The sequence below is a fragment of the Flavobacteriales bacterium genome, from assembly GCA_016124845.1.
Lineage (GTDB): Bacteria > Bacteroidota > Bacteroidia > UBA10329 > UBA10329 > UBA10329.
Window position 1 is genome coordinate 28,754 of record WGMW01000006.1, and the last position, 13,286, is coordinate 42,039.

At 49.1% G+C, this 13,286-nt stretch carries 12 protein-coding genes; 10 read left to right on the top strand and 2 right to left on the bottom strand.

Annotation, left to right across the window (positions count from 1 at the left end):
- Nucleotides 1-43 precede the first annotated feature (43 nt).
- Both GC178_02170 and GC178_02175 read left to right on the top strand, forming a co-directional pair.
- Nucleotides 44-3,184 (top strand): SpoIIE family protein phosphatase, encoded by a 3,141-nt coding sequence (locus GC178_02170; protein ID MBI1286360.1) that lies wholly within the window; start codon nucleotides 44-46, stop codon nucleotides 3,182-3,184.
- A gap of 45 nt (nucleotides 3,185-3,229) precedes the next feature.
- A complete protein-coding gene (locus GC178_02175) occupies nucleotides 3,230-4,144 on the top strand; it encodes a tetratricopeptide repeat protein (GenBank protein ID MBI1286361.1) in 915 nt (304 codons plus the stop codon).
- Nucleotides 4,145-4,147: 3 nt separating this feature from the next.
- On the opposite strand, the gene GC178_02180 is transcribed toward GC178_02175, so the two are convergent.
- Nucleotides 4,148-5,872: a T9SS type A sorting domain-containing protein gene (locus GC178_02180; GenBank protein MBI1286362.1), complete on the bottom strand. Its 1,725-nt coding sequence runs from the start codon at nucleotides 5,870-5,872 to the stop codon at nucleotides 4,148-4,150.
- Nucleotides 5,873-5,946: 74 nt separating this feature from the next.
- Here GC178_02180 and GC178_02185 point away from each other — a divergent pair, with 74 nt between their 5' ends.
- The 8 genes from GC178_02185 to GC178_02220 all read left to right on the top strand — a co-directional run bounded on the left by GC178_02185 (nucleotide 5,947) and on the right by GC178_02220 (nucleotide 12,606).
- Nucleotides 5,947-6,573, top strand: a complete 627-nt coding sequence (locus GC178_02185; GenBank protein MBI1286363.1) for a hypothetical protein — start codon at nucleotides 5,947-5,949, stop codon at nucleotides 6,571-6,573.
- Complete coding sequence (locus GC178_02190) at nucleotides 6,570-7,400, top strand: alpha/beta fold hydrolase (protein MBI1286364.1); 831 nt, start codon at nucleotides 6,570-6,572, stop codon at nucleotides 7,398-7,400. The genes GC178_02185 and GC178_02190 overlap by 4 nt, the downstream gene beginning before the upstream one ends.
- Before the next feature lie 389 nt (nucleotides 7,401-7,789).
- Nucleotides 7,790-9,415 carry an acyl-CoA carboxylase subunit beta gene (locus GC178_02195; GenBank protein ID MBI1286365.1) on the top strand — a complete coding sequence of 542 codons (1,626 nt, stop codon included), beginning with the start codon at nucleotides 7,790-7,792 and terminating at the stop codon, nucleotides 9,413-9,415.
- 67 nt (nucleotides 9,416-9,482) lie between these two features.
- Nucleotides 9,483-10,430 carry a hypothetical protein gene (locus tag GC178_02200; GenBank protein MBI1286366.1) on the top strand — a complete coding sequence of 316 codons (948 nt, stop codon included), beginning with the start codon at nucleotides 9,483-9,485 and terminating at the stop codon, nucleotides 10,428-10,430.
- Entirely contained in the window at nucleotides 10,430-11,041 is a 612-nt protein-coding gene (locus GC178_02205; GenBank protein MBI1286367.1) for a hypothetical protein, read from the top strand. Before GC178_02200 ends, GC178_02205 begins: the two co-directional genes overlap by 1 nt.
- A gap of 60 nt (nucleotides 11,042-11,101) precedes the next feature.
- Nucleotides 11,102-11,926: a hypothetical protein gene (locus GC178_02210; GenBank protein ID MBI1286368.1), complete on the top strand. Its 825-nt coding sequence runs from the start codon at nucleotides 11,102-11,104 to the stop codon at nucleotides 11,924-11,926.
- Between the two features lie 2 nt (nucleotides 11,927-11,928).
- Nucleotides 11,929-12,291, top strand: a complete 363-nt coding sequence (locus tag GC178_02215) for a hypothetical protein (protein ID MBI1286369.1) — start codon at nucleotides 11,929-11,931, stop codon at nucleotides 12,289-12,291.
- 45 nt (nucleotides 12,292-12,336) lie between these two features.
- Entirely contained in the window at nucleotides 12,337-12,606 is a 270-nt protein-coding gene (locus GC178_02220; protein MBI1286370.1) for a hypothetical protein, read from the top strand.
- Here GC178_02220 and GC178_02225 read toward each other — a convergent pair.
- On the bottom strand, nucleotides 12,585-13,244 hold the full coding sequence (locus GC178_02225; GenBank protein ID MBI1286371.1) for a hypothetical protein: 660 nt from the start codon (nucleotides 13,242-13,244) through the stop codon (nucleotides 12,585-12,587). The two genes, GC178_02220 and GC178_02225, sit on opposite strands and share 22 nt — an antisense overlap.
- Between the last annotated feature and the right edge of the window lie 42 nt (nucleotides 13,245-13,286).

Below are 13,286 nucleotides of genomic sequence, written 5' to 3' on the forward strand. Positions count from 1 at the left end.
ATGCGGAGAATTTCGAAAGGCGGTTGTTCCCATACTGTCCTTCTTGCTGCTGGCAGCCCATTCCGTGCTGGCGCAGAAGAACTTCTCTACGCGCGATTTTGACGAATCCAACGGTCTATCAAGCAACTTCACCGAAGCCATTACGCAGGCTGCTTCCGGACATCTCATTATTGCCTCCAAGGGTGGCATCGACCGCTTTGACGGGAAGAACTTTCAGAACATACATGCCGTTGGAGACTCGGTCGGGTTGGATTACGTCACTTCCATGCATCGTTCCGAAGATGAGATCTGGTTCGGAAGATTTGACGGTACGATCGGTCGGTTCAACAACGAACTCGAAGTTTATGAGACCGGAATCACCGGGCAGATAAAGCACATTTTTAAGGATGCAAAAGATGGAATATGGGCGTTTTCGCGCTCAGGTTACGTTTTCTGGACCGATGGAGCAGACACTTGCCGATACGACATGTCGGAGCGCGACATGCTCATCAATGCGGTAATTCCTTACAAACTAAAGGAGTTCATTATTGGAAGTAATGATGGTCTTTGGCTGGTACGCTTCGAAAGCGGGAACGATTTTCAAGTTTTGCACCACATCGATGGCCTACCTGAGACCAAGATAACAGCACTCAAATACGAACCGGGCAAAGATGTGCTTTGGGTCGGTACGGAAGATGCCGGGCTTCATCGGGTTTTCTCTCCGTTTACAACGGAACAGCGGGTGGTTGAATTCAAACTGCACGATGAAGAGCATATTGATGATGTGCAGACCATCTTCACCGACCATGCAGGAAGGATATGGCTCGGCACTTTCGGAAAAGGATTGATGCGGATCGAATACTACGGAAAGGATGAAGATGATTTCATCGAAACCCGTTTTGAGGAACTGATCGATCAGGACCATCTGATCCGCGATATTTTTGAAGACAACGAGAACAACATTTGGATCGCCACTTTCGGAGGCGGCATCGTTCAGATCTACGAAAAGGTCTTCCATCAACCTTTCGATGACAATTGGCTGCGCAAACAGTCTATCACCCAATTGTTCCGTGATTCCAAAGGCAACGTTTGGTTAGGCATCGATAAAGGCATCTTCCGTACATCGGAATACGCTAAGAATGGAAACAGTTATCAGTACTTCCACGTGGGAGGCAACCAAGTTTCTGCCATTGCCGAGGACAAGTATGGCAAGATCTGGGTCGGCACCAAAAGTTCGGGCATTTACACGCTGCAAGTTGGCAGTGAGAATTTTGAAAAGGTAGCATACAATGAAGGTAATCTGGCCGATGCCATCAACAGCATCATGCCAACAGAAAATGCCATGTACATTTCTTCCAAGGCCGGATTACTGGAGTTTTCGTTCGCAGAACAGCTTCAGAAGCATTACTCGACCTTGGATGGCCTTCCACACAATAACGTGAAGTTCAGTTTCGAAGATTCGGACAATCGGCTTTGGATAGCATGCCAGGGAAACCGTGTGGCCTATCTATGGAAAAACACTATCAAATTTGTAGAGAGCGGTGACTCTCAACTCATAGTGGATGTGCAGTACATCTTGGAGGATGGGAGCAAACGTCTTTGGTTCGCTACAATGGGCAACGGAATCTCCGTATTGGACGGAAGCGTTGTCCGCAACATCAACCAGCAGAACGGCCTGCCCTCCAACTACTGCTATCAAATGGTGCTCGACAATGATGGCTACGTTTGGGTAAGCCACCAGAAATCGCTCACGCAGATATCTCCTGATCTGAAGGTAAACCGCATCATCAACCGCGAGGAGCTGGCCCCCACAGAGAACAGCATGATATCGTTCCTTTTTAAGGACAGCGAAGGAAATATCTGGATATCATCAACACACAATGTGGTGAAGTTCAACCCTGCCATCGATAAAATGATAAAGGCGGTACCACAACTTTCCATCAGCAGAATGTTCATAGATGGCGAACCTGTTGAAATGTCCAAAGGACTGCAACTGCCCTTCCGCAACAAGAAATATGAATTTGAATTTGAACTGGCTGGTATCTCCCTCAGAAATCCTGACAACATCAGGTACAAGTACCAATTGAAGGGAAGCTCTGAATCTTGGAAAGGGTATGGCTCCAATGAGAAACTCCAGTTGCCAGGGCTCGGTTACGGAAACTATACATTGAACGTCATTGCATCAAAAAATGACGGTCCTTGGACGCCCGAACCTGTCTCCTACTCGTTCAGCATCGCTCGTCCGTTCTGGCTATCGTGGATCTTCTGGGTCATCTTTGCGTTTATCATCTCCTTTGCGGTCATCATGTTCGTACGTTACAGAACCTACCGACTGATGAAGGACAAGGCCGACCTGGAAAAAGTGGTTCAGGAACGGACCATTGAAATTCAGGAGCAGAAAAGCGAGATCGAGCGCAGCCGCGATGAGATAGCCAAATACGCCAAGGACATTACAGACAGTATCAAGTATGCCAAACGTATACAGAAGGCCATTTTCCCAGCTTGGCGCGATGTGCAGGACATTCTCCCCGAATCCTTTGTTTTCTTCCAATCAAAAGACCTTGTAAGTGGCGATTTCTACTTTGCAGAGAACGTAGGTAGCAAGACCATTTTCTGCGCGGTTGACTGCACCGGCCATGGCGTACCGGGCGGTTTCATGTCCATAGTGGCAAACAACCTCTTGCAGCAGGCCATCAAACAGGTTGGTCTTACAAAACCTTCGGATATACTGGAGTATCTTAACCGAGGAGTGACACATACGCTGCATCAGACCTATGAAGAGTCTTCGGTGAAAGATGGTATGGATATTGCCCTGTGCTGCTGGGACCGAAAAACCAACCAATTGGAATACGCTGGCGCTTACAATCCTATTTACATTTTCAGAAATGAGGAGTTGATCGAGGTGAAAGGAGACCGCTTTCCTGTAGGTGCGTTCGTTGGAGAAGAGATCAGACAGTTCACCAACCACCGAATTCAACTCCAGAAGAACGATATGATCTATGTCTTCTCAGACGGGTATTACGATCAGTTCGGTGGACCGAACGGAAAGAAGTTCATGATCCGAAGATTCAAGGCCATGCTAACCGAGATCCATAAAGAGCCTGTGGACAGGCAATATGACCTGGTGGCCAAGAACCTTAGAAACTGGAAAGGAAACCTTGAACAGGTGGACGACATCGTGGTGATGGGCGTTCGGGTGACATAGCAACAAAAGAACAAGTCTTACGTAGAAACACGCAATATCCAATTTATGAGAACATTCCTACTCCTTGCCTCTTTGCTGATAGCACAGCAATCGATTGCTCAGACTGCGGCCGAGTATTTCAATTCGGCCATTCAAAAAGCCCAGTCTGGACAAATGAATGAGGCCATTGCAGACTTTGACAAGTGCTTGGACAAAGACCCGACATTTGTTGATGCCTGGTACTGGCGTGGAGTAGCCAAGGCCGCTATCGGCCAAATTGATGACGCACTCTCGGATTTTGAACGGACTACCGATTTGGACAAAAGTTACGCCCAAGCATATCTGACAGCAGGGAACCTATATAATCAAAGGGAAAATTCAACAGGAGCCCTCAAGAACTTGGATGCGGCCATTAAACTTCAACCTGACAATATTGAAGCCCACTTGAACAGAGGAAGAGCATATGCTAATCTAAAAGATCACGAAAAGGCCATTGCAGATTATGACATGGTCATTAAAGCTGACCGTACCAATTATGACGCCTATATCCACCGTGGCATTTCTTATCGTAAGATGAATCAATATGACAAAGCCATTAGCGACTTTACTGAGGCAATTCGCTTTGCCAAAATGCGCCCAGAAGGATACGTAAACCGCGGTATTGTGTACGGAATAAAAGAAGAATATGAAAATGCCATCGCAGATTACACGCAGGCCATTGTGGTGGACCCAAATTACTCCGATGCATTTTACAATCGTGGTATCGCCTACTCTAAACGCGATCAGCACCAAGATGCCATTCGTGACTTCTCTAAGGCCATTGCCATCAATCCCAACGACAAAGAATCTTATCTGAATCGAGCGGTGGAGAAATTAATTCTTGGAAACAAAGACGATGCTTGTGCTGATGTTATCAAGGCAGCCAGTTTCGGTGACTTTAAGCGAGCTATTCAGATGCGGAACGAAATCTGCAAGCAATAACGCTTACTCAGACTTTACCACACGCATGGTGCGTTGTGCACCTTCCACGTTGATGTTCACAGAGTAAATTCCAGCGGGAAAACCTCGCAGATCAAGTGTACTGACGGCTCCATTCAAGGCTTGCGTCAACACGTTCCGTCCCTGTGCATCGAACACCGAAACTTGGCAATTCCCTCGGTCAAGCCCAGCAACTTTAATCAGGCCGCTTGAAGGATTCGGATAGATGGCGACTCCATCCAATGTGTGTTCAGCAACCTCTGTCGGGTTTCCGAGAATTTTGAATTTCCAATAACCGGCCGGTGCCGGCATCGGTCGGTTCTGCTGCTTTCCTGTGGTGGCTTCCGCATGTATGTAATAGAACACTTTCTCCCCTGCCTGCTGATACGGAATGTAGCCTGTCCAAGTATCATTGATGGGATCGGTAAGCGACATGCTAACGGGAGCATAACCCGCAGCGGTATCGATTGTCCAATACACCGAGGCATTGGAAATTCCATCGGCATGCTTTATCAGCGCATCGATCTGGTAATCGTTTGTTGAATAGACCTCATCCTCCAATGGTTGATGACGAATCAACAGCGGATCGCTTGAAGAAACGGCTTTGGTAATACAATGAATGGCACCCGAAGCGGTGATGATCTCATTGCAGTCAATTCCAACCACGTTGTAACCTGGCAACACTCCGCGATAGATGCGCAGCGCGGTTGTGTCCCATTGTTCCTCGTAGAGCGGAACCAGAACCGTATTGTTCACAAAAACGGAGTTGGTGTACGTACGATAATCTGCGTTCTGGTTCGGATACTGTCCGTTCTGGGGAGGCATAGGAATCCGAACGACCTTATAACTGGTTCCGTAAACGGAGTTGAAGTTGTTCAGCACATAATCCAAGTTCGATTCGATCTGCGGCCCATCGGCCACGCCTTGCGGATATTCACCCACCAGCAAGGTTTCCTCGTCCAGCAGCTTCATGTGCATATCGATGTGGTGGATGCCATCATACGGTAACGTTGGCATTTTTATGTAACGGTCGATGCCCATGAACTCCTGCATGATCTGATCCACCTCAGCTTCTGAATGGTTCGAAGTTCCATACGTATTGGTCGCATCATTCTCCTCCAAAACAAGTTCGGATGCGAAAGCCGTCCCGAAACCATCTACCATGAAATTACCGCCCGTATTCACCAGATCGTACGGCACTTGCGTGGTCTGGTAAAGCGGGATGTTCAGCAGGTTGGAAAGTGCTTCGGGCAGCACATCATCGTACGGCCGCGGACGGTTATAGATCCAATCCACCCAAAGCAGCGAATCCACGTCATCCGTGTACACGTTCCATTGGCCGTAATCGCGCATCCAGATGCTGTTGGATGGCTCGTTCACAAACACAATATTGTTGGTATTGATGCCATACTGATTGAGATTGGTGGAAACCGTGCTTTCATGTTCTGTCACAATATATACTGTGCATTCCTCCTTGGCGTTGCGTACAATTTCGCGCAGCACCGATTGAGACCACGTTCCTTCCCAACGGACACACAGCCCATCGATCTCTTCCCACTCGGCAGGCGTGCGCACAACCGAAACGGGAGGCGTGGTATAACCTGCTGACGAAGGCGCATGATACACCATCTGCCGCTCGGCATCTGTCGGTCCGTTTGGAAGATACTGCGCCTGCGCAGAGACGAAAAGCATACTTAAAAGAACAGGTAGAATGGTGGTTTTCAACTTCATTTGGCGAACGGTTCTGTCTCAAAAGTAAGAACCCACCGTGGTCCAACTGTCACGCAACAGCTATTTTCGCGGCCATGAAAGCGCTGCTGCCCATCGGCTACTTCCCTCCTATCAGTTACTTCGCGTATCTGCTGCGCGATGATGTGACCATCGAGAAACACGAGCATTTCGTGAAGCAATCGTTGCGTTCGCGCTGCGCGATAATGGGAGCCAACGGCCCATTGAATCTGTTGGTGCCCCGCGCGAAGGCCACCGAGCGGCAGCCCATTTCGCAATCGGCCATCCATAATGCGGAAGACTGGCGCAAACTGCATTGGCGCAGTTTGGAAGCGGCCTACCGCAACTCGCCCTATTTCGAGTATTACGAAGATGAACTGCTGCCGCTGTTCCAAGAGGAACACACCAACCATTTCGAGCTTGGATTGGAGTCGATACAGGCAGTTTGCGACATCTTGGGAATCGATTTCAAGCCTGCATTCACCGAAAGCTACCAAACGGAATTCCACGGCATTGACCTCCGCAATGCGTGGAACAAGAAGCAATACGAGACCACTTCGCCTGTAGCGGAATTCCCAACGTACATTCAGGTTTTTAGCGACCGCTTTGCGTTTGCGTCCGACCTCAGCATCCTCGATCTGATGTTCTGCCAAGGGCCGCGCTCCATCGATTACCTCCAGAACCTCGAACTCACCCACAAATGATGGAATCTGAGATCCCGTTCGTTGATCTTGGAGGCGATGGACCGATCATTCATCTGGCGCACGCCAACGGTTTTCCAGCCGAAACATATAACGTGCTTGTGAATGAACTGACCGCGGATTTCCACGTGATAGGCATGCAGGCGCGTCCACTTTGGCCGAATTCAGACTATTCTAAGTTCAGAACATGGCATGAGGCAGCGGATGATCTTATCCGTTTTTTGGACGGAAAGGGGCTGAAGAACATCATCGGCATGGGGCACTCGTTCGGGGCGGTATGCACCATTATTGCGGCCAACAAACGTCCCGACCTGTTCAGCAAACTGGTGCTCATCGAGCCCGTCATCCTGCCGGGTTGGGTGTATTTGATGACCCGACTTGCCCCGCAGAACATCATGAAACGCATCAGCCCCGTGGCAAAGAAAGCACTTCAACGCAAGGAGCGTTGGGAATCGCGCGAGGCAGCTTTCACCCAATTCCGAGAGAAGAATGTGTTTGCACAAATGAGCGATGAGGCCCTTTGGGACTACGTGAACGCGGTGATGGTGGACGAAGGTTCGGGCATTAAACTCAAGTACACCAAAGAATGGGAGGCGCAGATCTTCATCACGGTTTCGAACCCGTGGAAGGAACTCCAAGCTCTGAAACATCCGTTCATCGCCTTCCGAGGCGAAACCTCCGATACCATCCAACCGCAGGTTTGGAAAAAGTGGAAGCGCATTAACCGCACCGGGAAGCTGATGGAGATACCGAACAGCGGCCATCTGGTGCCGCTGGAGCGGCCGAAGGTGGTTGGTGGAGAGATTCGGAAGTTCATTCTCAGCACTTGACCAATTGTTTCGCTGACGAGGGAGGCGCCTCTAAGGCCCCTCGTTCCTCGGGGAAGAAATAGGTGGTTCAGGCGTGGACAGGAGGGCATTTCTGCACGTGGAAACGCCTCCCTGACGGGTTAGGAAGCACTTTTCTGTACAAGAATCGACATCCTGACTTGTCAGGGAGGCATTTCTTGACGCAGAAACGCCTCCCTGGCCGTGCGTTAGGGATGGCAGCGGCATCCTTTTTCCAGTACCCTTTGAGAACATCAGGGTACTGGAAAAAGATATAGCGGACAGCCCGGCCCCGCGATGCTGTGCGTGGGAAGCAATACCAAAGCTGCTGCGGGGAACGCCCAAATGCTATGCTCATACTGCTATATTTGGCATCCCGAAAAAAGAACGATATGGATCTGGAATTCAATAGGAACGAGGACGTGATGAAGCAGCTGATCTCTAAAATGGAGAGCAGATTGGAGCAGATCTACCTCGGTGGTGGTCAGAAACGGATTGATAAGGAGCACGCCAAAGGCAAGATGACGGCCCGCGAACGTGTGGAGGCGCTGATCGACAAGGGAACGGAAACCATCGAGATCGGGGCATTTGCCGGCTACGGTATGTATGAAGAACAGGGCGGTTGTCCTGGCGGTGGCGTGGTGGTGGTTATCGGTTACGTGAGCGGAAAGCAGTGCATGATCGTGGCCAACGATGCCACGGTGAAGGCGGGCGCTTGGTTCCCCATTACTGGTAAAAAGAACCTGCGCGCGCAGGAAATTGCCATGGAAAACCGCTTGCCTATCATCTACTTGGTAGACAGCGCGGGTGTTTTCCTGCCCATGCAGAACGAGATATTTGCTGATAAGGAGCACTTCGGGCGCATTTTCCGCAACAACGCCAAGATGAGCAGCATGGGCATTCCGCAGATATCGGCCATTATGGGCAGCTGCGTGGCTGGCGGTGCTTACCTGCCAATTATGAGCGATGAGGCGCTGATCGTGAACAAGACAGGCACCATTTTCCTTGCGGGATCGTACTTGGTGAAGGCCGCCATTGGCGAGAACATCGATAACGAAACGCTGGGCGGTGCCACCACACATTGCGAGATCTCGGGCGTTACGGATTACAAGGCCGAGGACGATGCTGATGCATTGAAGACCATCCGCAGCCTGATGGACAAGATCGGCTCGTACGAGAAAGCGGGCTTCGACCGTAAGGAACCGAAGGCCCCAAAGGCCGATCCGAAAGAAATGTTGGGTGTGCTGCCTGAGTTGCGCACCAAAGAGTACGACACACGAGAGATCATCAAACGATTGGTAGACAACTCCGAGTTTGACGAATACAAGAAGGAATACGGCAAGACTATCATCACGGCCTATGCGCGTATTGATGGATGGGCAGTGGGCATTGTGGCCAATCAGCGCAAAATTGTGAAGAGCGCCAAGGGCGAAATGCAGTTCGGAGGTGTGATCTATTCAGACAGTGCCGACAAGGCCGCACGCTTCATAATGAACTGCAACCAGAAAAAGATACCGTTGCTTTTTATGCATGATGTAACGGGATTCATGGTCGGGTCGCGCTCAGAGCATGGCGGCATTATTAAGGATGGTGCCAAGATGGTGAATGCGGTTTCGAACAGTACCGTGCCTAAGTTCACCGTGGTGGTGAGCAACAGCTACGGGGCCGGTAACTACGCCATGTGCGGAAAGGCTTATGACCCGCGCCTTATTGTGGCGTGGCCAACGGCAAACATTGCCGTAATGGGCGGTGCGCAGGCTGCAAAAGTGCTGCTACAGATACAGACCAGCACCCTGAAAGCACAAGGAAAAGAGCTTTCGCCAGAGGATGAAAAAGCGCTCTTGGACAAGATCACGCAGGGTTATGACGAGCAGACCTCACCCTACTACGCAGCTTCGCGCCTTTGGGTAGATGCCATCATCAATCCATTGGATACACGTAAGTGGATAAGCATGGGAATTGAGGCTGCCGAACATGCGCCTGTAGAGAAATTCAACCCTGGAGTGATACAAACATAGCCCCCTCCTAACTCCCAGAGAGGAAGGAAAACGAAAATAGAACGCCATCCTTAAAAGCACGAAATCCATGAATCTTTCCTCCAACCGACCATGGTCCATGGACTATCGACTGTTGACCATACTCACGTTTTTCGTTTTTCATTTCTGGTTTTCCATTGCCGAAGCGCAAACCCTCAACTCCACTCCTTCAGAGCTAACGGCCAAGGAGACACAACCACTCAAGGTCCTCTCCTACAACATTCACATGCTGCCGCCTTTGGCCAAGTTCACGGGCAAGCAGCGCAGGGCCAAACGTCTCGGTGATCTGTTCAAGGATTCTGACTTCGACATCATCGTTTTCCAAGAGGCTTTTCATGGCGCAGCCAGAAGAAAGATCAAGCGCAGGATGAAGGACACTTACCCTTACATCCTCGGCCCGGCCAACAGGAGGTGGTATTCGCTCAAGACGAACAGCGGCATTTGGATAGTAAGTAAGATTCCGCTGGAGCCATTGGCCGAAATTGATTTCGACTACTGCGAAGGCATCGATTGCTGGGCTCGCAAAGGTGCACTCTTGGCCGAAGGTGAATTCAACGGACAGAAATTCCAGATACTTGGAACGCACTTGGAGGCTGGTGGCGATAGAGATGCCAAGGTCAGCCAGTACCGAGAGTTGGGAGAACTCTTTAAGCAATACAGAAAAGAAGGCGTTCCGCAGATCGCGGCTGGCGATTTCAATACCAAGAAATTCCAAGACACGACCTACTACAACCAACTTGTCCGCATTTTGGGAATGACAGACGGCCCCATTCTAAGCGAACAGAAATACAGTAGCGATAGTTATGTGAACGACATCAAGATTAAACGTGGCGACAAGAAAAAGCAGGGCGTTATCGACTTCGTATTCTATGGGGCGAATGGGGTGAATGCCACAATCAACCGCTACGTGCGTATGCCACGCTGGCAATGGAGCAAAGACCGCCAGGATCTGAGTGACCATTTTGCCGTGGAGGCGCAAATTGAGTTTGACAAATAATGATGAGGTTACTTGTTTATTGTGCTCTCCTATTCTTCCCGCGTTCAAGCGGTCTTTGTCAAAACCATACGATTGGATTCTACACAACGGTTGAAGACTTTGGTAAGAATCGGCCTTTCCATACTACCAGTTTCTCGCTGAAACCTCGGAAAGACAAGTACATCCCTGAACTTTATAAATTGAACCCGTTGGGAAAGGACCTCTTGGCTACTGATTTTGAAAGAACCTGTCAACTTGCTTGGAACGGTGAGAATCTGTTTATCAATATTGGCCTTCAAAGGATGAAGCGCGGGTTTGTGAAGATTGAAAAATTGGGTTCGTATGTTTTCTTCATCGGTCGACCTCAGTATTACGTTGATTGGCCAGGTAGCAGAGGATGGGTAAGTCAGGAAAGCGAACCTCTTGACACTCGTAAATCCAAACCCTACGTATTTGACATGACCTTGGGACGAATCCATCCTTTAACTCCATCAACCGTTGAACGGCTTTTAGAGCCATTCCCCGACCTCCTCAGTCTTTACTCAAAAGACCCGAATTGGAAAAGTCTTGAAACCATGGGGCTCTATATTGAATTGTTGAATGGACTGCTGGAAACCAACTCCATGAAGTGATCTAATAAGGTTGAACCGATGGAATCATTACGTCCATTTCGACCAACACCGATAACCTAATTGGCCGGATTCGGTAAACAGAACGGAAACTATCCTGTTTATCAGAACATGAAAACCACCATCCTTTTCATTGTCTCACATTTTATTGTCATTTCCTCCGCCTTGGCGCAGAGCAATTATGAGGAGGCAATAACGTGGTACGCAAAACGCACCGAAGGCGCGCAGGGCGTAAAGGCGGCCAACGAACCTATTTCCAATGCCATCCATTATTTCGAAAAGGCATTGGCGGCACACGAGAACGAATTGGACGCAGGCGTCTACCTCATGCGCAGCTACATCTATAAAGGGCGTTTCGTGCTTGAAGACAATACCGAAAAACGGGACATTTATGAGAAAGCGAAAAAGGTAGGCGAGCAGTTGGTTCCGAAATACCCGAACAGTGCAGAACTTCGGTTCGAGAACATGACGGCCATTGGACTTTGGGGCGAACGCTTGGGCATTTTCAAAGCAGCCAGCGAAGGCATTGCCGATAGGGTGAAGTCAGAGACGGAAACGCTGATCCGCCTCGACCCTGAATTCAGACATGCCATTGGACAGCGCGCCTTGGCGGTGCTGAACCTGATGGCTCCCAAAATTCCGTTCATTATGAGTTGGCCCAGCGATGAACTCGGCTTGGAAATGACCAAAGACGTGGTAACGCGCTATCCGAACGACATCGGTAACAACTACTTCTATGCCGAAGCACTTGTGGAGAACGGGAAGGAAAAAGAAGCCGTTCCGTATCTGAAAAAGGCACTGTCGATGGAACCGGACCCAGAATACCTGTTGGAAGACCGACACTTCCACCTTCGGGCTAAAAAGATGCTGGAAAAACTGAAGAGCTGAGCATGAAGAAAGTAGGAACAATTGTTTTTGGATTGCTGATGATCGTTGCTGGCGCAATGCATTTCATCATGCCACACATGTACGACCCGTTCATGTCTGATTTTCTTCCCAAACTGGCGGTCAATTATGTGACAGGCGTTGTTGAAATGCTTGTCGGTCTGGCCATGTTCTTCCCAGCCTCAAGAAGCCGTGCTTCGCTTTTGATTCTGGTGATGATGATCGCGTTCCTGCCACTTCACATTACAGACATCTTTCGCGAAAACCCGGCCATTGGAAGTCACATGGCCGCGTACATCCGACTTCCGATCCAGTTTCTGCTGGTCTTCTTGGCTTACAAACTCTGGCAGAGCCTCTCCCGAACGTAGTATTTCGAACTCAGAACATTTGTTTCATGATGATGTTTCCACATCATGCAATGGATAAAGGATAATATCTGGCTGATCCTGTTCATCATCTGGGGCTTGCCGTTGGGTACGTTCCGAAGTCGATTCCGAAAGATGGTGTATGAAACAGATGACTGGACCATCAACATCAAACCTTATTTTGTGAAAGAGACCAAAGCGTTGCTTGGTTTTTTGCGAATTGAGAATCCGGAATTTGAAAAGACGCGGAATTACTACCGCTTCTATCTGACCATCTATTTGGCCCTGTTTCTTGCCTACAAATTCATGGGAAACTGAGAATCTCCGTTCGAAACAGATAAGGTCAGTTCATTCACCTTCTGTCTCATTTTGTTCCGATTCTCAGCAAACTGTCTTTTTGCAGAATCATTCGAACCGAAAACATTCGCCATCATCTTATCGATCATCAATCGGCCTCCACTCAGAAAGTCAGATTCAGTCTCATTGATGTTGAGTTCGATGGTACCATTGGAATGAATCACTCCTTTGTAATCCACTGGCAGTGTCTGAATAAATCCGAACCCGGAAGAAACCGCTTTCAAGTTCAAATTTCCCCAATGATCAACGCTGCCCTGAATTCGTTTCGGGAACATGTATTCGGCAACGGGGTTGAGCGGAAAATTGCCCTGATCCGTGTAGCAGTAAGCATATCCATTTTCAGATATGTTTCCCTTGTATCGGGTGCTATGCGAATGCAGCACCGCCATGGTGGTTGAGGTCACTTTAAAGTAAACTCCAGCTGAAGCCATCAATTTCAAATTCTCATTGGCGATTGAAAGATACGCTGGGTCATTCTTCAGCAGATAATTGTCCGCCAAACGGAAACATTGCTGGTTCAGATTTCGAATGCGCGCATCAAGCCCTTTTGCCCCGAACCAATACTGTATGGGACGTTGAAACCATTTCAATGATTTCATTTTTTCGAGAGTTTGTGCCTCTTCGCAAAGCTTTTTCAATCC

Bases quoted from the DNA above. Each gene is read 5' to 3' on its own strand.
- GC178_02225 (MBI1286371.1), bottom strand. From the start codon at position 13,244: ATGAAATCATTGAAATGGTTTCAACGTCCCATACAGTATTGGTTCGGG.
- GC178_02175 (MBI1286361.1), top strand. From the start codon at position 3,230: ATGAGAACATTCCTACTCCTTGCCTCTTTGCTGATAGCACAGCAATCG.
- GC178_02200 (MBI1286366.1), top strand. From the start codon at position 9,483: ATGAATCTTTCCTCCAACCGACCATGGTCCATGGACTATCGACTGTTG.
- GC178_02215 (MBI1286369.1), top strand. From the start codon at position 11,929: ATGAAGAAAGTAGGAACAATTGTTTTTGGATTGCTGATGATCGTTGCT.
- GC178_02180 (MBI1286362.1), bottom strand. From the start codon at position 5,872: ATGAAGTTGAAAACCACCATTCTACCTGTTCTTTTAAGTATGCTTTTC.
- GC178_02195 (MBI1286365.1), top strand. From the start codon at position 7,790: ATGGATCTGGAATTCAATAGGAACGAGGACGTGATGAAGCAGCTGATC.
- GC178_02190 (MBI1286364.1), top strand. From the start codon at position 6,570: ATGATGGAATCTGAGATCCCGTTCGTTGATCTTGGAGGCGATGGACCG.
- GC178_02205 (MBI1286367.1), top strand. From the start codon at position 10,430: ATGATGAGGTTACTTGTTTATTGTGCTCTCCTATTCTTCCCGCGTTCA.
- GC178_02220 (MBI1286370.1), top strand. From the start codon at position 12,337: ATGCAATGGATAAAGGATAATATCTGGCTGATCCTGTTCATCATCTGG.
- GC178_02185 (MBI1286363.1), top strand. From the start codon at position 5,947: ATGAAAGCGCTGCTGCCCATCGGCTACTTCCCTCCTATCAGTTACTTC.